This window comes from Paenibacillus sepulcri, from assembly GCF_042647105.1.
In the GTDB taxonomy this organism is placed as follows: Bacteria; Bacillota; Bacilli; order Paenibacillales; family Paenibacillaceae; genus Paenibacillus_Z; species Paenibacillus_Z sepulcri.
In genome coordinates, this window is record NZ_JBHRUP010000001.1 from 3622899 (window position 1) to 3640978 (window position 18080).

Annotated in this window: 12 protein-coding genes; all 12 read right to left on the reverse strand. The window is 50.7% G+C overall.

All coding sequences use genetic code 11. The features are described from left to right. Positions 1-181 precede the first annotated feature (181 nt). Positions 182-1774, reverse strand: coding sequence for an extracellular solute-binding protein (locus ACFOLF_RS15995; RefSeq protein WP_210044972.1), 1593 nt, complete (start codon positions 1772-1774; stop codon positions 182-184). A 113-nt stretch (positions 1775-1887) separates the two neighbouring features. Beyond that, positions 1888-2799, reverse strand: coding sequence for a carbohydrate ABC transporter permease (locus ACFOLF_RS16000; RefSeq protein WP_210044973.1), 912 nt, complete (start codon positions 2797-2799; stop codon positions 1888-1890). A 17-nt stretch (positions 2800-2816) separates the two neighbouring features. Next, the gene (locus ACFOLF_RS16005; protein ID WP_210044974.1) at positions 2817-3806 is read right to left on the reverse strand and encodes an ABC transporter permease; all 990 of its coding nucleotides are present in this window, start codon (positions 3804-3806) and stop codon (positions 2817-2819) included. Between the two features lie 514 nt (positions 3807-4320). Further along, positions 4321-5112, reverse strand: a complete 792-nt coding sequence (pdaA, locus tag ACFOLF_RS16010; RefSeq protein ID WP_210044975.1) for a delta-lactam-biosynthetic de-N-acetylase — start codon at positions 5110-5112, stop codon at positions 4321-4323. Between the two features lie 199 nt (positions 5113-5311). Next, entirely contained in the window at positions 5312-10093 is a 4782-nt protein-coding gene (locus tag ACFOLF_RS16015; protein WP_379113764.1) for a M20/M25/M40 family metallo-hydrolase, read from the reverse strand. A gap of 449 nt (positions 10094-10542) precedes the next feature. Further along, entirely contained in the window at positions 10543-12111 is a 1569-nt protein-coding gene (pruA, locus tag ACFOLF_RS16020; protein WP_210044976.1) for an L-glutamate gamma-semialdehyde dehydrogenase, read from the reverse strand. A gap of 11 nt (positions 12112-12122) precedes the next feature. Further along, positions 12123-13037 (reverse strand): proline dehydrogenase family protein, encoded by a 915-nt coding sequence (locus tag ACFOLF_RS16025; RefSeq protein ID WP_210044977.1) that lies wholly within the window; start codon positions 13035-13037, stop codon positions 12123-12125. A gap of 21 nt (positions 13038-13058) precedes the next feature. After that, complete coding sequence (rocF, locus tag ACFOLF_RS16030) at positions 13059-14015, reverse strand: arginase (RefSeq protein WP_379113766.1); 957 nt, start codon at positions 14013-14015, stop codon at positions 13059-13061. Between the two features lie 52 nt (positions 14016-14067). Continuing rightward, the gene (locus ACFOLF_RS16035; protein ID WP_210044978.1) at positions 14068-15264 is read right to left on the reverse strand and encodes an ornithine--oxo-acid transaminase; all 1197 of its coding nucleotides are present in this window, start codon (positions 15262-15264) and stop codon (positions 14068-14070) included. Between the two features lie 119 nt (positions 15265-15383). After that, the gene (locus tag ACFOLF_RS16040; RefSeq protein WP_210044979.1) at positions 15384-16106 is read right to left on the reverse strand and encodes an amino acid ABC transporter ATP-binding protein; all 723 of its coding nucleotides are present in this window, start codon (positions 16104-16106) and stop codon (positions 15384-15386) included. Then, on the reverse strand, positions 16103-16756 hold the full coding sequence (locus ACFOLF_RS16045; RefSeq protein WP_210044980.1) for an amino acid ABC transporter permease: 654 nt from the start codon (positions 16754-16756) through the stop codon (positions 16103-16105). Before ACFOLF_RS16045 ends, ACFOLF_RS16040 begins: the two co-directional genes overlap by 4 nt. Positions 16757-16779: 23 nt before the next feature. Continuing rightward, a complete protein-coding gene (locus ACFOLF_RS16050; protein ID WP_210044981.1) occupies positions 16780-17631 on the reverse strand; it encodes a transporter substrate-binding domain-containing protein in 852 nt (283 codons plus the stop codon). Between the last annotated feature and the right edge of the window lie 449 nt (positions 17632-18080).

The following is an 18080-nucleotide window of genomic DNA, read 5'->3' on the forward strand; positions in this document are numbered from 1 at the left end:
TACATTTTATAAGGCTCAAGAAGAAACCGCTGCCGCCGTCCTTTTGGCGGCGCAGCTGGTTTCTTCCCTTAGAAATAGAAGCAAAGTATGGAGGAATTTTAACCTTTCTTATATTTTAAGAAAGCCAGCTCCTTAGCCTCTGGGCAGAGTCTAGAGAGCTGGCTTCTTCCTTGCATTTCGGCTAGTTCGCTTTCCAGCGGTCGTACGCCGTTTGATACACTTCGGCCATACGTTCGCCGCCCATCTTCCGGATCGTCCCGATATAGGAATCCCAACTGCTCAGCGGCTCCTGTCCGGTAACGAACCTGGCCTCCATCTGCTCGACATAAGTGTCAAGATCAGACTGCAGACTGGTAACCTCGGCCTGCTCTTCCGGCGTCAGGAACAAGACAGGGAAAGGAATGCGCGCTCCGCGGTCAAGCAGCTTTTCCTTGGACTCTTTCTCCACCCATCTGTCAAAATCCGTCGCAAGGCCTTTACCGATCTCTCCGGTCATCATGCCGGGAGTCGGAATCCCATAGTTTGGCGTAAGAGTGGCACGGAAGTCTTCCCGTTCGATTCCGCCGGGAACAGGCAGCCATTCTTTGGTGTGTGCAGCTTTATCGGTATATTTCCAAAGCGTTCCTTCAGGACCCTTGTCAAACAATACGGCGCCATCGTAAGCGTACATGTAGTCCACCCAGCGCAGACTGGCTTCGGGCGATGGATTGGTGTTGGTAATGGCGTAAGCGCCGCCTGTAACGCCCTTATTCCTGGCGATGGCAGGCTTATCGACGCTGTCGCTCCTGACCGGGCTGAACATCGGATCGTCGGTGCTTGGCTCTCCGCCAAGGGTGAAGTAAGCATGCCAGTCCGAGAAGAGCGCGATCTGATTGTTACCGGCTTTTGCCTTTTTTTGATCCGCGGTTTGGGAGAAGGTCTCGTGGTCCAGCAGCTCCTCGCTCCACAAGCGGTTCAGATAGGTCAGATAGGCCTTGTAGCCTTCCTCCATCGGGGTATAATGCACTTTGCTCTGATCGTCGACATAAATTTTGTCCTCATAGATGCCGAAGGCGCCGAGCAGCCATGCGCGGATTTCCTTAAGCTTGACCAGAGACAGCGGAATCTCGTCCTGTTTGCCGTTTCCGTTCGGGTCTTCTTCCTTGACGCGCTTCAAATAAGTGTACAGCTCCTCGGTCGTCTCAGGCAGCTTATCGATCTTAAGCGCCTTCAGAAAATCGCCGTTGTACCAGAGCGGATTGCGGTACCACGGCTGAGCCAGATCAACCTTCGGCAGCGAGTAGATATGTCCATCGGGTGCGGTAATGGATTTGCGGATATCAGGATTGTCCTCGAGAATTTTGTTCACGTTCGGCGCATACTGAGGGATCAAATCCTCAAGCGGAATGAGGATGCCTTGGCTTCCATAATTCAGCTCTTCCGCGGGAGTCAGACCGGCGGCAAAGAAAATATCAGGGTATTCACCGCTGGCGAACACCAGATTTTTTTTGGTCTCGAAGCTGTCTTTGGGCGCATTCTGAAATTCCAGGCGGATATTCGTCAGCTTCTCCATTTCCTGAATAACAGGCATATCCTTCCAGTTCTGAATCCCTACGTCGGGGGCCATCATCGTTAAGGTTAATGGATCATCCACAATAGGGAAGCCTTCCTTGTGAACCAGCTCCGACTCTTGCGAAGCCCCTCCGGTCTCGGAATCCGATGAGCTGCAGCCGGCCAATGTGATGATAAGCGCAGCCGTTACGATCAGAATTGTGCTTTTTTTAAATGCCCGCATACTTAAACCCCTCTCCTTAAACATATGTGATCTGGCCAAACTGCTTAAGCATAAAATAACTCCCTGGCAGCCGTCATTCATCTCCCGGCCGGTGCCGGAGAGGATGGTCCGGGCTAGCCTTTTACCGAGCCGATCATCACGCCTTGAACAAAATAGCGCTGCAGGAAAGGATAGACCGCTATAATCGGCAGCGTGGACACAACAATAGCCGCGTATTTCACCAGCGAGGCTACCTCGGCTTTATTGTTCATCGCTGCCGCCATATCTCCGCTGACCGCAGCGCCGGTTGTCTCGGCGGACATTTCCTGAAGCACGAGAATCTGGCGCAAAATAAGCTGCAGCGGATATTTGGACTCCGTGTTGAGGTAGATCAGGGCATTAAAATAGCTGTTCCAATGCATGACGCCATAAAACAACGCCATCACGGCAATAATCGGTCCCGACAACGGCAGGATGATGCGCAGGAACAGCCCCGTGTTCGTACAGCCGTCGATATGGGCGGCTTCCTGAAGCTCTCTTGGGACCGTGGTCTGGAAAAAGGTTCTCGCCACGACAATATTCCAAACGCTTGCGGCAGCGGGCAGAATCAGGGCGCCCATCGTATTCATCAGGCCGAGACTTTTCACCAGCAGATAGGTGGGCACCAGTCCGCCGCCGAAGAACATCGTGACCAGGATCAGGCCCATGAACAATCCGCGGCCTGCGAAATCGGAACGGCTCAAGGCGTATGCCGCAGGCAGCGTAACAAACAGATTCAGCGCTGTTCCGAGCACGGTATAGATCACGGTATTCAGGTAACCGCTCCAGATTTTGGAGTTTCCGAATACCCGGCTGTACCCGTCCAGATTCAGACCCTTGGGGAGCAGCCACATTTCGCCCGAGCTGACATATTTCGGATCGCTGACCGACGCGCTGATAATGAACAGAACGGGATACAGCACCACGATCAGCGCAATGAACAGATAGATGTAGTTCATGAGGACGAACAGCTTGTCGGCTCTTGTTTCTTTTACACCTGAAAGCATGCTTCAAACCTCCTCCTTTACCAAAGACTTGTTTCGCTGGTACGGCGTGCGATCCGGTTGACGGCAATAAGCAGGATGGCGTTGACCACCGAATTGAACAGCCCTACAGCCGTTGAGAAGCTGTATTGGGCGCTAACCAGACCCGAGCGATAGACAAAGGTGGATATGACATCCGAAGCGCTCATATTAAGCGGATTTTGCAGCAGCAGAATTTTCTCGAAGCCAACGCCCAGAATATTCCCCATATTCAAAATCAGCATGATCGTGATGGTTGGCACAATGGTCGGAATGTTGATATGCAGCATTCGTTTAAAACGGCTTGCGCCGTCCATGATGCCCGCCTCATGAAGCTGCGGGTCAACGCTGGACAAGGCGGCAAGATAGATTATCGTACCCCAGCCTGCGCTCTGCCAGACTCCGGAGAGGACATAAACCGTCTTGAACCATGCCGGGTCCGTCAGAAAATCAGCCGCCTGGAAACCAAGTCCCTCTACAATACGCACAATGATGCCCGAGGTCGGCGACAGGAAGGTAATGATCATTCCGGCCATTACGACGACCGAAATGAAATGCGGCGCATAAGTAATCGTTTGCACAGATCGTTTGAAAAACCCGCTGCGCACTTCGTTGAAGGCCAGCGCCAGAATAATGGGAAGCGGAAATCCGATTGCCAGCTCGTAGAGGCTGATGCTGAAGGTGTTCCACAGCAGGTCCCGGAAGTAATACGAATGGAAGAAGCGTTCAAAGTGATCGAAGCCGACCCATGGACTTCCGGCAATCCCCTTTGTGGGAATGAAATTTTTGAAAGCGATCTGAATGCCGTACATGGGTATGTAATGAAAAATAATGAAATAAAGCAGTGCGGGAGTCATAAATAAATACAGTTCCCAGTTCCGCAAAATCCGGTTCCGGTTTCGTCTGTTCAGCTGCCCCGCATCGAGCGGGAGAACTCCCTTCTTGGGAGCGGCGGTCTCGAACGCGAGAGCATCCTGGTCATTTCGTTTCATGGCATCCATCCCCTCGTTTCTAAATTGATCCTGTGTGTCATGTACTTCTGCCGGAATATATACCTGCATCGCACTGATGCCGGCAATCAAATTGTAGACAGACCGGCCAGGGCCGGTAAATATGTAGAATATGAATTGTCATGTCCAAACACACGCGAAGCCATATGGCATAAGGATTATTGAGAGCGCTTTATTAAGATGGAATGTGTAGAATTTACGGCATAAACGATGTATTCATATTTGACATATTGCACTGCGGCACAGGATAAGTAAACGATTCCAGCGTATTTTGCCGCTATTTTTGAATTTTCTCAAGGTTCAAACGCTCCCCTTCATCCCAGGATAAAACAGCTGGTACGCCTTTGGCGGATAAGTCAAGCTTCTTCATCTTAGAAATAAAGCAATTTCCCCCGGTCCATGAAGCGTAAAAATATGCGCGCCGCGGACTGTGCCACACAGAAAAAGGACATCCCGCAGGATGCCCGATTTGTAATATGTTAAGTTTCGATATCCGTTAATAGCTTTTTGCGGCCAGTTGATCCAGACGCTTGAAGGTGTACCCCTGTACACGGGCATCGTCTATGATTTTGCCCAGCGCCTTGGCGTTATCCTCCGACACGGTATGCAGCAGGATAACTGCGCCCGGGTGAAGCTGCGACATGACACTGTCATAGGCATGCTTCCAGCCCCTTTGCGCTTTCGTATCCCAGTCCTTGTAGGCCACAGACCAGAAGACACTGATATAGCCCTGCTCCCTGCTCGCTGTGAGCACGCGCTCGCTGAAGATGCCGCGAGGAGGGCGAAGATAATTCATCTCCTCCTGCCCTGTCAGCTCCGTCACGCCCCTTTTCACACGCGCGAGTTCATTTGCAATCTGCTCGCTTGTGATCGTGCTCATATCCGGGTGGCTCCATGAATGGTTGCCGATCAGATGCCCTTCAGCAGCCATCCTTTTGACCAACTCAGGCTGATCCTTAATATAGTGGCCGGTGACGAAGAAGATCGCCGGCGTCTGCTTCTCTTTCAGCACGTCCAGAATTCCTGCCGTATAGCCATTCTCATAGCCGTTATCGAATGTAAGATACAGCTCTTTCTTCGCTGTATCCCCCAGGAAGATGGCATCCTGCTTTTGAAGAAGGCTCTGAAACCCTTCTTCCCTGATGGAAGGCAGCGCGCCTTTTACACTTTTCTTGAAGCCAAAATGGAATGTTCCGCCCGGTGCGGCGGATACGGCTCCTATGCTTGCAAAGAGAACAATGGCTGCGATGAGAAAAGCGCCTGCACCTGCTGCATATCGTTTTGTCATGAAATCCCGCCTTAATGAACAGGCCCGTGAGGCTGTCCGTATGGTATGTACAGCGGTATTATGCCACGGCAGCCGGAAAATATGCCCTCCTCCAACATAGAATAGCCATCTGTACCTGCTTCTGGATCCGGAATCTTAGCTGCAAAAAGAAAAGGAGCTGCCTCGAAGGCAGCTCCCATTCTTTTAAAACAAACATATCTTACAGCAGTTCCAGCATTCTGTTGATAATAACTGCCGCTTGAGCACGATTAGCAATGCCCTTAGGTGTAAAGGTGTCGGCTGTTGTGCCGTTGATGACACCCGCCTCTGCCAATAGTGCAATTGAATCCTTGGCATACGAAGCAATTTTGCCATTGTCTTTGAATTTGGACAATACAGCCGCCGCATCGCCTACAGCAATGTTTTTGACATTATTCAGCACGTTAGCTGCCATAATTGCCATTTCTTCGCGGGTAATTGGACGGTTAGGATCAAATTTACCGTTTCCGACCCCATTAACCACGCCTGCATTGACTGCTGATGCTACGAAGCTGTAATACCAGGCTTCCGGTTTCACATCGGTGAAGGATACCGTCGCCTTCTCATCCGTCAAATCGAAAGCACGGACAAGCATGGTCAGGAATTCTGCTCTTGTCACTTGCTTGAGCGGAGCAAAATTCTCTTTGTCCACTCCATTGATGATGCCTTTGGCAGCCAGGTTTTCGATCGCGCTTTGCGCCCAGGATGCTACAGGTCCGAGATCCTTGAAATCCGGAACGTCAACAGGCTGCGTTGGTTCGACAGGTGTTGTCGGTTCAGTTGGCTCTGTTGGTTTCGGATCAGCCGGTTTCGGTTGATCAGGCGTTGGAGTTACAGGATAGTATGGATAGTATGGAATGTCTCCGTTATCTCCATCGTCACCAGGCTCTACCGGAGGATCCACTGGCGGGTTCACCGGTGGTTCTACCGGCGGTTCTACAGGTGGTTCCGGTTGTTCAGGTGTCTCACCATTTCCATCATCGACTGATCCAGGGTCAGCTGAAGGAGCTGCCGTAAAGATCGAATTCGACAGCAGGCGGAATTGGGCCTGCGGATGTGCACGGTTCGTCAATTCATTGGCGAACACCGTCACATTGACCAGATCTTTTTTATAGGTGAAGCCCATTGTTTGGCCCTTAATCACTTCATGTTTCGGCCACCAGCCGGCGATGAAGAAATCTTCATCCGAGCTTGCAGTTGCGAGTACATTTGCTCCTTCAGGAAGAGCTGTGATATAAGATCCCGATACGGTGTACAAATAATCTATCTCATCATAAGGAGCCGTAATCGGGCTGTTTTGCGCCAAGATGGATTTGAACAGACCTTCATGCGCATTGCCGGTCGTTGCAAAATTGAAACCAGGCAGCAAACCGGAGCTTTTCAATCCATTCATGGCCGTTCTTCCATAGCCGATATATGGTTTCCCTGCGCTGATCAGACTGTTGCTTCCAGTTGAATTTACGAGGACGTCACTTGCTGCAGGGTCAGTGGAAACATTAAACCCAAGACCTTTGAGCGCGAAAGCAGGAACGCCTGTTGCGGCTACAGTCACCGGTTTAAGCACCTTGCCGTCTTTATTGCCTTTATCGTCGAACGGCACGACATCCAGCAGGTATTTCTCCTTCACGGTTTTAAGGTTGGAATAGGAGACAAGGAAATCGCCCATTTCATAGCCTTCTCCGCCGTAATTCAGCAGGGTAACTGATTTTCCTTGGCCGATCAATTCGTTAACGGCTTGTACAGCCTCGTTATTGGTGTTGCGAATGACATAATGAGATGTATAGCCAGGAACTGTCGTCGACGGAATTTCCACCGATTCTACTTCATCTGTTTTTCCAGTGAATACACCTGCATCACGGACAATATAGCGGTCGAAGCCCCTCATATAAGAGAAACTCTGCACGATATCCGCATACATCTCGCTAAAATCGGATACGTCGATGCCGTCATACAGAACCAGATTGGCATAACCCCGTTTGGCCTGATGCATGTTGACGACAAAGCTTCCGGCAGGATATACCTTATCCCCTACTGTAACCGGGGCTGTAGATTTTTCTACCTTGACGCTGTTATGAAGCAGGTATTGCACCATTTTGTAGGTTTCAAGCGAATTCTTTTGCAGTTCTTTGTCTACTGGCAGTACATAATATTCAGGGAAGAAGTTCTCTTCACCGTTACGTGGTCTGCCGATTTCTTCGTATTTTGCATTCACCAAATATTTGTCAACCGAATAGCTGTCCGTTCCTTCAATGCCGCGTTTGTACACTTCCAGTTGATTGAGGAACAGCTGTTTCTTGTTGTCCATTACATATTTGGTTGACGCCAAAGCAGCAGAGTAGAGTGCAGTTACCGAGTCTTCATTAAGTTCAGGAATTTCAAGTGTATGACCAAGAGCTCCTTGATGCATCGCGAATACGGCGGTATAGGCAGGAGAAGCATCATCCCAGCCCGTTGCATTGGCAATTGGCTTGTAGTTTGGATCCTCGGCCTTTTTCCGGGCTTCTTCATACGGAATATGGTACTTTGGAATTCTATTGTCCGTACTGGCAACACCCGCCCGGCCCATGGCGTTAGCTTGGTCGACCATGCTGTTGATCAGCAGATCGAACTCGAAGTTCGGATCATGCGGAGGCGTACAAGGCTCAATCAGAAAGTCTTTGACAAAACCATGGAAATCCAGGAAGGAAAGCGGAGACCATTTTGCGATTTCACTGGCCACGATTTGCGTTTCCGGTTGTGTTTGGTAGGAATTGTCCCGGTTCAGGTCAAAGCCGTTGGCGTTTTGACGGACATTGTGGTAGCGGCCATCCGGATTTTCCGTATAGTTCATGAGGAAAATGACATTGTCCAGCGCCTGGTCCACATTAATCGTTACTGTTTGTGGTTTACCCGCGACATCGGTTGTTTCATACTCAACCGTGTCTTCTTTTGACATCGTTCTAAACATATTGAGGATAGCATCAATACCTGGCGCTTCATCCGGATGAATATTATTCAGCCAAATCGGCACCTTGTAGTTGGTCAGCTTGCCGCTCTTGATTTTATTTTGAAGCTCAGCGGGTTTTTCCATCATGTCGTGAAGCGTCTCATTCACATATTGGTCGACAGAAGCTTTATCTTTAGCCAATATCGTGAAGTAAATATCGCGGCCTTCAACAGACTTGCCCAGTACACGGGTTTCAATGTAACGGTCTGATTGAGCGGCTGCGGTAATGGCTTCAATCTCCGGTTTAATCTCATCATACGTATGATAAGATTCATACGGATTTAATTTAATTGGTCCGCCTGCGATGACATTGCCCATTGGACCTTGAACAGCCAGGTCATTTGTGGCAATCATCTCAGGGTATCTTGAGCGGAACGTGCCGGAAAGATTGGTCGTTCCATAAAGCACATCGAATGCGATTTTGGCTTTGACGGTATTTCCTTCAACAACAGGTGTTCCTTCCAGATAAATAAAAGGATCTCCATTGTATCCGGCAGGAGCAACTGTGCTCCATTTCTTCCACTCGGAGAGCGGTTTTCCTCCGTAAGTCCACTGCAGGTCATTAACTGTAGTATTGATAGGCAGATCGAACTGTACGTCAATCGTCGTCTTATAGGTCATTGACGCGACATTTGAGCTTAATTTAAGCTCTTGAGGCTCCTGGATTTCCATCAACAACGTTGAGAGCACTTGGGTAAAAGTACTTAAATGCTGTTCAATCCTGCCAGGGTAGGTTTCAATAATATGATCAAGCTTGTCTTTACCGGTATGCCAAACTTCTCCCTCAAGCGCGGTTTGGGTATAGCCATCCAAATCGCCAAGGGTCCAGTTCGTCGCTTCCAGGTAGCCGTAAGGAATACCTGCGTCTTCGAATGCAGCATGGTCACTCCAGTCGCCGGTTGTCGTCGCCGGATACTCCGGGTTCAGACCAGGATTGGTTTGCATTTCCAGGCCCAGGCGCTTAGCAATAGCCAGACCCTGGTCACGGGCAAAACCCGAAAATCCTGCACTGCCGTACATATACATATAATCGCCGACAGCAAGGCTATCCATGTTGATCATGACGACTGTGTTCTTCTTCTCATCGTCCGTCATTTGGGATACATAATAATTGGAGCCCCTCAGGCCCGCTTCCTCTGCGCCAAATGCGATGAATTTAATCGTGTAAGGCGTATCCTTCAGCGCTACCGTCTTGGCAGCCTCCAATAAAACCGCAATTCCCGATGCGTTATCATCCGCGCCCATGCTTCCGCCTGAGCTAACCGAATCGTAATGCGCACCGACGATTACCGTTCTAGGGGATATCCCCTGTTTGACGGCAATGATATTGCTGGTATTAACGGTATTTCCTCCGCGAGTGTAAGTGAAAGGTTGAAGGGTTGTCTGCAAACCGATTTTCTCGAACTCGCCTTTAATATAATCACGAGCTTCTTGGTCCTTCGGGCTGCCTGCAGTACGAGTACCGATGGTTGTCGCCAGGTAAGTCAGATATTGTGAAGCCGCATATCCTGGCTGTCCTTCCGGTATGTTAAGCACTGGCGCCGCCAAAGCCTTCAACTGCTCTTCGTCTGCCTGTTCGTCTGCAATTTCATCCGTTGGTTGGTCAACAGGCTGTTCGGCTTGTTCATCCGTCGGTACATCAACCGGCTGATCCTGTGGCTCATCCTGCGGTTGATCCGTTGGCTGGCCCTCAGTCTGCTCCGCTGGTACACCGTCCGGATCCACCGATGGATCTGTAACCGTGTCACCTGGATCCGCCGAGCTATCCGGATCACCCGATTCCGGATCGGTGACAGCGTCAGGATCAGCTGCAGGAGTATCTTCTCCGGCTGGAGTTTCGCCAGAATCAACGACTACTCCAGGTTCCCCGCTGCCTGTTTCTTCTGCAAATGCGGCTGCCGGCACAAGCGCCGAGATCGCCAGCATGAATACCAACAGCAGAGAAATCGTTCTTTTTGCTAGCATCTTTCGAAACATGGTATTCCTCCTTTTTTCTACAAAACGGATGAAAGATTCATAGACTCGAAACGTGCACAAAAAATGCAAGCCTTCAATCGACGAACCATTGCAACGAACCTGTTCGTTTCTGTGCCGCCTTTGATCGAAAACTTCCCCCAGAAAACATCGCTGCCCTCATGTCCGCTAAACATCACTCCATTCGCTGCCTGCCTGGCTGTTCTTCTACTCTTAAGCCAGATAGGTTTCTTTTAATTATGTATACAATATACATAACACAATATATTATATTCGTTAAGTATTATAACATTGACCTTGAAACCTCACAACATATTTTTGGTAAAATCCCGTAGATTTATAGAGAAAAATGCATTTCCTTCCCTTTTATCTGACATGATGTGTGCATTCAACCAAAAATTCGAGATTTAATGTCATTAAATATTACACAAGAGTCTCAAAAGGCCTGCCTTCTACACTCTGCGTGAAGTCAGCTTCGCTTGTGTAAACAGAAGCAAATAGTCGTGACCACCGGCTTTGGAGTCGGTGCCTGACATATTGAAGCCGCCAAATGGATGGACCCCTACAAGCGCCCCCGTACATTTGCGGTTGATGTACAAATTCCCGCAATGGATCTGCTCCAGCGCCGTTTCAATACGTCCTTCGTCAGTTGAGAAGAATGCTCCCGTCAGGCCAAATTCCGTATCGTTATAGATGCGGATCGCATCCTGCCAATCCTTGGCCTTGGCGATAGCCAGTACCGGTCCGAATATCTCCTCCTGCATAATTGCCGCATCAGGCTCCACGTCCGAGAACACCGTCGGCTGAATGAAATAACCGCCTTCCGGTCCGCGTCCTCCGCCAACGAGGAGCTTTCCTTCCGCTCTGCCCGTCTCGATATAGTCCAGAATACGCTCGAAGGAGCTCCGGTCGATGACAGGACCTATTGGCGCGTTATCTTCAGGACTGCCGATGGCCAGACGGCCTGCCCTTTCCGCGATTTTGCCTGTCAGTTCGTCATAGACGGATTCCACGATAATGGCACGCGAGCCCGCAGAGCACTTCTGTCCCTGAAAACCGAAGGCAGAAGCTACAATGGCGTCAGCCGCAGCATCAAGATCCGCGGTCTCATCCACAACGATCCCGTCCTTGCCTCCCATCTCCGCTACGACCCTTTTGATCCAAATTTGTCCTTCGGATTGTTCGGCAGCCAGCTTGTTTATGCGGAGCCCTACTTCTTTCGAGCCTGTAAAGCTGATAAATCGGGTTTTGGGATGGCTTGTCAAATAATCGCCAATTTCCGCGCCGCTTCCCGGTAAATATTGAATGACATCGGCCGGGAATCCCGCCTCCACCATCAGCTCGTAGAACTTGTAGGCAATGACCGGCGTCGTGGAAGCAGGCTTCATAATGATCGTGTTCCCCGAGACAACTGCCGCTGAAGCCATTCCCGCGCAAATCGCAAGCGGAAAATTCCATGGCGGAATGACAATGCCTACCCCAAGCGGGATATAATGCAGCCGGTTATCCTCGCCGGCCATCCTTACCAGCGGCTGCCTGTCGTTGGTTTGCGCCAATTTGACCATTTCACGCGCATAATACTCCATAAAATCAATCGCTTCTGCCGTGTCCGCATCAGCCTCCGCCCAGTTCTTGCCTGATTCCATAACCAGCCAGGCCGAAAACTCATGCTTGCGCGCGCGCATCCGGCCCGCTGCCTGAACCAGCAGTACCGCCCGTTCCTCTGCAGGCGTCTGTTTCCACGATTCGAATGCCCCCAGCGAAGCCTGCATCGCCTGTTCGGCCTGTTCCCGGCTCGCCTTGCTCACCGATCCGATAATTTGGCTGGTATCCGCAGGATTAATCGACACAGTTCTCTCGGCCGTCAATATCGCTTTCCCGCCAATATGAAGGGGATACTCCTTTCCAAGCTCCAACTTCACGCCTGCAATCGCCTCCGTGATGGCCCTGCGGTTCTCCTCCTGACTGAAATCCGTCAACGGTTCATTGACGAACGGTGCAAACAACTCATTTTTCGGCATACTGAAATCCCCTATTTCCACATATTTTTTAATACAAACCAGACATTCGCGGGCCTCTCCGCCAGCCTGCGCATGAAATAGCCGAACCAGTCTCCCCCATAGGGCACATAGATTCTGACCCTGAAGCCCTCCTTGGTCAACTGATCCTGCAGGTCTTCGCTGATTCCGTACAGCATCTGAAATTCAAAACGATCCTGATGAATATCATTTGCTTTTATCCAGGCGGCAGACGCTTTAATAACTTCCCGGTCATGGGTGGCGATTGCCGCGTATCCATACTTCAGCTGTTCGCGGATCAGCATCACGAACTGCTTATCCACCTCCGATTTCTGCGGGTAGGCGACCTGCTCCGATTCCTTGTAGGCACCCTTCACCAACCGCAAATTAGATGCCGATGCCTCCCCAAGCTCACAGATATCCTGCCCTGACCGCCGCAGATATGCCTGAATGACAATCCCCACATTCCCGTATTCCTGCCGGAGCTCCTTATATAAATCAAGCGCGGGCTGACAATGGGCATAATCCTCCATATCGATCCGCACGAAATTCCCCAGGGATGCCGCACGATTCAGGATGAGCCTCATATGATGGCGGCATAGCTCCGGACTCACATCCAGCCCCAGACTGGTCAGCTTCAAGGAGAGATTCGACTGTACGCCCGCTTCGGCAATCGCATCAAGCGTTTGCAGGCACATATCGGCCGCAATGGCCGCTTCTTTCTCATCTCCTACGAATTCGCCGAGATGGTCCAGTGTCGCCAGCTTCCCCTGCTCGTTCAACCGCTTCACGGTTTCGACCGCCTCCCGGATGGTCGCGCCCGCCACAAACCTGCGCGCACCCATCCGTAGTCCATACCTTGCGGCCAATTGCCCGGCCCGTCTGCTGCGGCCAAGCGACAAGAAAAAATTGCGCATTAACGCTTCCATCCCCTGCCCATCCTTCCGTGCTTACAGGATTCGCTTGCCAAGCAGAGAGGAAGCCAGCTCCACCGCAAGACGTGCCGTACGCCTGTCATAATCAAGAAGCGGGTTCACTTCTACGATGTCCATCGATGTAACCCGCTGCGATTCCGATAGCAGCTCAAGCGCAAAATGCGCTTCCCGGTAGTTCAGCCCGCCCGGCACAGGCGTGCCGACTCCTGCCGCCTCCTGCGGATCAAGACAATCCATATCAAAGCTGAGATGAATGCCGTCCGTTCCATTCCCGGCAATTTCAATGGCTTTCTTGACGACCGTCTCAATACCCATCCGGTCAATCTCATGCATCGAGAAAACAGTAATTCCTTCCGAGCGTATAAGCTCCCTCTCGCCTGGATCAAGATCCCTTGCCCCGACGATGACAATATTCTCCTTCTTGATCAGCGAGCCTGCACCTGGAATATCCGTAAGCTTAAAATTGGATTTTCCGATAGCCACTGCGAGCGCCATCCCGTGCAGATTTCCCGAGGGTGTCGTTTCCTCTGTGTTCAAGTCGCCATGCGCGTCGAACCAAATGACGCCGAGATTGTTGTAATGGCCCGTCAAGCCTGCAAGCGAACCAATGGCGACGCTGTGATCTCCGCCCAGAATAAGCGGGAAGGAATCATTAATGGCAGCGCGGTACACCTGTTCGCCAACAAGTCCGCTCATTTCCATCACTTCCGGAAGGTATTTTATTTTGGACGGCGTTCCTTGCGAAAACGGTTTAATCGGACAATCGACCTCATGTTCACTCTCCAGGTGAATATCCATACTGCGGATTTTACGCACAAGCCCGGCTTTAATAATGCTTTCGGGCCCCAGCTCCGTTCCGGCACGGCCGCTTCCCAGCCAGAATGGAACGCTGATAAGCCTCACTTTCTTATGTTCACTTCCAGAGCCTTGCTTCTGCGAATTCATTGAAGGCCGGTTCAGGTTCAATTCCATCGTAATCTCACTCTCCTTATGGCTTGAGCATGTTGTGCTTCAAGTTTATGATTTATGTCAATACAAGTTCGATATGTTCCAGGGCCCAGTCAATCTCCTCTTTCTCAATGGTCAGGGGAGGGGCAAAACGGATGGTCGTCTCATGGGTCTCCTTACAGAGCAGTCCATGCCGCATCAGCTCCTCGCAGAACGGCCGGGCGGCCGTGTCCAGCTCGACTCCGATAAACAATCCCCTTCCACGGATTTCACGGATATGCGGGCTATTGATCGCAGCAAGCCTTTCGGCAAAATAGCTGCCCAGGGACGCCGAGCGTTCAACGAGCTGTTCCTCTTCCAGAACCTCAAGAGCCGCAATGGCCACTGCGCAAGCAAGCGGATTGCCGCCGAAAGTCGAGCCATGCGAACCCGGTTCGAATACGTCCAATATCTCATTGCTTGCGGCAACGGCGGAAATCGGCATTACGCCTCCCCCCAGCGCCTTGCCCATGATGTACATGTCCGGTACGACCGATTCCCAATCGCAGGCGAAGCGCCGGCCTGTTCGTCCGAACCCCGTCTGGATCTCGTCGGCGACAAACAGAACCCCATGCTCGCGGCACAGTTGGCTGGCTTGCGACAAATATCCGGCAGGAGGAATTACAATTCCCGCCTCTCCCTGAATAGGCTCAACCAGAAATGCAGCCGTATTCGGCGTTATCGCTTGTTTAAGCGCATCGATATCCCCATAAGGAACAAGCTTGAAGCCTGGCGTGAACGGTCCAAAATCCTTCTTGTACTCCTCCGAGGACGAGAAAGAAGTGACTGTAATGGTGCGGCCGTGAAAATTACCCGCGCACACGATGATTTCCGCCTGATCCTGCGGCACGCCCTTATGCCGGTAAGCCCAGCGCCTTACAGCTTTGACCGCCGTTTCCACGGCTTCCGCACCCGTATTCATCGCTAGAATTTTCGGTTTCCCGGTATAATGGGCAAGCTTCTCGTAGAACAAGCCCGGCGTGCTGCTGTGAAAAGCCCGGGAGGTCAGTGTTACTTTATCTGCCTGCTCCTTCAGTGCCGCTATGATTTTGGGGTGGCGATGACCTTGATTCAGCGCCGAATAAGCGCTCAGCATATCCATATAACGGTTTCCTTCAGGGTCCTCCACCCATACCCCGCGCGCATGTGAAATAACAATGGGCAGCGGATGATAATTATGTGCCCCGTAGCGATCCGACAGCTCCATTACGGCCTGTGATCCCTTGGTCTCCATCTGATTGTTAGCCCCCTTGTATTATGTATACAAAATACTATATTCATATATTCTTTCAAAAAATCCCGGATTGCGGCATCACTCTCCAGGATTATGGCAATTCTTCAGCTATGTCAAAATCAAAGCACCTTGGACAAAAATTCCTTGGTCCGCGGGTGCTGCGGATGTAGAAGCACTTCCTTCGGAACGCCCTCTTCCACGATTTTCCCGCCATCCATAAACAACAGCCGGTCCCCCACTTCCCGGGCAAAGCCCATTTCATGGGTAACGATTGTCATCGTCATGCCGCCCTGCGCCATCTGCTTCATAACATCCAGCACTTCTCCGACCATCTCCGGGTCGAGGGCCGAGGTCGGCTCATCGAACAGCATAACATCCGGCTGCATCGCAAGCGCACGGGCGATGGCAATCCGCTGCTTCTGTCCGCCTGACAGACTATCCGGATACGCGCCGCGCTTGTCCTCCAGCCCCACCCGGCGCAGCAGCTCAACCGCAATGCCTTCGGCTTCCTTTGGTGACATCTTCTTAAGCTTCCGCGGCGCAAGCGTCAAATTGTCCATTACGCTCATATGCGGAAACAGATTGAAATGCTGGAATACCATCCCCATCTTCTGGCGGATCGCATTCAAATCCGTCTGCTTTCCGGTAACCATCCGGTCCTCAAACAGAATTTCTCCGGAGGTCGGCTCCTCCAACCGGTTCAGGCAGCGCAAAAACGTGCTTTTTCCCGAACCGCTCGGACCGATGACAACGACGACCTCGCCCTTGTGAATCTCTGTATCGATGCCCTTGAGGACTTCATTCTTTCCAAACGATTTGCGTAATCCCTGTACCTTGATCATTGGTTTCTCAGCCTTCTTTCCAACGCGCCCAGCAGCTTGGACAACGTGAATGTCATGACAAAGTAGATTGCAGCAGCTACAAGAAGCGGCTCCATCGGCTGGAATATAACACCTTGAACCGTTCTTGCGCTGTACATCAGCTCTGCAATGCCGACTGAAGAAATCAACGAGGAATCCTTAATGATGACAATAAATTCATTGCCGATCGCCGGCAGCATATTGCGAAAAGCCTGGGGGAGCACGATCAGACGCATCGTCATGCTCCGCGTCATTCCAAGCGACCGTGCCGCCTCTGTCTGTCCTTTGTCAATCGCCTCAATACCCGCCCGGAAAACCTCCGCCATATAGGCGGCACTGTTGATGGTCAAAGTAACAATACCGGCAATAAAGGGAGACAGGTTTATACCGAATTCCGTCAGACCATAATAGATGATAAATACCTGCACCAGCATCGGCGTTCCCCGGATGATTTCAATGTAAGCCGATGCCGCGAACTTCAGCGACCAAATGCGCGAAATGCGCATCAGAGCAAAGCCCACGCCAAGCAAGGTTCCGAGGAGAACGCCGAAGAACGACAGCTGGAGGGTATACCAGGCGCCATGCAGATAAGTCCGCCAGTGGTCCGCCAGAAATGAAAAGTCAAAATCCATTTAACTTCGACTCCGTCCGTTCGTTATTCCCCGACAAGCTCATTCGCTTCAACGACGAAACGATCAATATCGCCGCCATCCTTCAAACGTTTAATCGTGGCGTTAATGCTGTCAACAAGCTCCTGGTTGCCTTTCTTAACCGCGATTGCCGCTCCGGCTTCTTCCGCAGACTGTTCAATCTTCACGTCAGAGACGATTATGTCGGATTGTGTCAGAACATATTGGTCCGCAACGGGCTTCTCAAGGATAACCGCGTCTACGCGTCCGCTCGTCAATTCAAGAATAATTTCCGGAATTTTGGCCAATGATGTAAGCTTTGCTCCCTCAATCTCTTGGGCGATCCCTTCTTGAATAGAACCTTTTTGAACGCCGATTTTTTTGTTTTTCAAGTTATCGAGCGTTTTATATTGCTCGGCCTGATCCTTTTTCACCAGAATGCCTTGCTCGGCCAAATAGTAAAGATCAGAGAAGTCCACATTCTTCTTACGCTCTTCCGTTGGCGTCATACCTGAGATAACCATGTCCACCTTGCCTGTGTCCAGAGCCAGCAGCAAACCGTCAAAATCCATATCCGAGATCTCCAGCTCCGCATTCATATCCTTGGCAATTTCGTTGGCAATGGAGATATCGAATCCGACAATGGTATCTTTGCCGTCAATCGTTTTATGAAATTCATATGGGGCATAGTCGGCGCTTGTTCCGAGTACAATCTTCGTTTTCTCTTCTGTTGGGGCAGGAGCGGCATTACCACCGCTGGCATTGGTCTCTCCGGAAGCATTTCCGGAAGTATTTCCGTTCCCGGTTCCATTTCCGTTCTGTCCGCAAGCGGTTAGAACTACCATGACCGTAACCAGCAATAACAGCATCTTCTTCATTCTCTCATCTCTCCCAATCTTTGTTTGGCTCTGCTCGATATGTCCCCCGTCAGGCTCAACATTTAAATTTGTATACAATATACATTGCACAATATACGTTGTTTACGTAAACTATTATAACACCAGTCTTTTATGTCCACAAGATAATTTTTCGCCCCTCCCATTAGCAGGATTTACAACGCTTACAATGTTATGATACCTTACATATTGCGGGGGCAAGGTTGCTTGAACAACTAGGAAAGCAATGATAAGATATAGGTAAATATTGTTTCATCCCTTCCATCTTTCGACCCAATTACCTATAATTCGATTAAATGCTCCCTTGGCGGGAATTGGGTATATTGCTTCTTGACAGCATAATTGGTTCTTGCAGATCCATGTGCGTTTTCCATAGAAAATCTCTGCTAAATGATATCCATAATAACCTAGACTGTTGGATGAAATCTTGT

Bases quoted from the DNA above. Each gene is read 5' to 3' on its own strand.
- ACFOLF_RS15995 (WP_210044972.1), bottom strand. From the start codon at position 1,774: ATGCGGGCATTTAAAAAAAGCACAATTCTGATCGTAACGGCTGCGCTT.
- ACFOLF_RS16000 (WP_210044973.1), bottom strand. From the start codon at position 2,799: ATGCTTTCAGGTGTAAAAGAAACAAGAGCCGACAAGCTGTTCGTCCTC.
- ACFOLF_RS16005 (WP_210044974.1), bottom strand. From the start codon at position 3,806: ATGAAACGAAATGACCAGGATGCTCTCGCGTTCGAGACCGCCGCTCCC.
- pdaA (WP_210044975.1), bottom strand. From the start codon at position 5,112: ATGACAAAACGATATGCAGCAGGTGCAGGCGCTTTTCTCATCGCAGCC.
- ACFOLF_RS16015 (WP_379113764.1), bottom strand. From the start codon at position 10,093: ATGTTTCGAAAGATGCTAGCAAAAAGAACGATTTCTCTGCTGTTGGTA.
- pruA (WP_210044976.1), bottom strand. From the start codon at position 12,111: ATGCCGAAAAATGAGTTGTTTGCACCGTTCGTCAATGAACCGTTGACG.
- ACFOLF_RS16025 (WP_210044977.1), bottom strand. From the start codon at position 13,037: ATGGAAGCGTTAATGCGCAATTTTTTCTTGTCGCTTGGCCGCAGCAGA.
- rocF (WP_379113766.1), bottom strand. From the start codon at position 14,015: ATGGAATTGAACCTGAACCGGCCTTCAATGAATTCGCAGAAGCAAGGC.
- ACFOLF_RS16035 (WP_210044978.1), bottom strand. From the start codon at position 15,264: ATGGAGACCAAGGGATCACAGGCCGTAATGGAGCTGTCGGATCGCTAC.
- ACFOLF_RS16040 (WP_210044979.1), bottom strand. From the start codon at position 16,106: ATGATCAAGGTACAGGGATTACGCAAATCGTTTGGAAAGAATGAAGTC.
- ACFOLF_RS16045 (WP_210044980.1), bottom strand. From the start codon at position 16,756: ATGGATTTTGACTTTTCATTTCTGGCGGACCACTGGCGGACTTATCTG.
- ACFOLF_RS16050 (WP_210044981.1), bottom strand. From the start codon at position 17,631: ATGAAGAAGATGCTGTTATTGCTGGTTACGGTCATGGTAGTTCTAACC.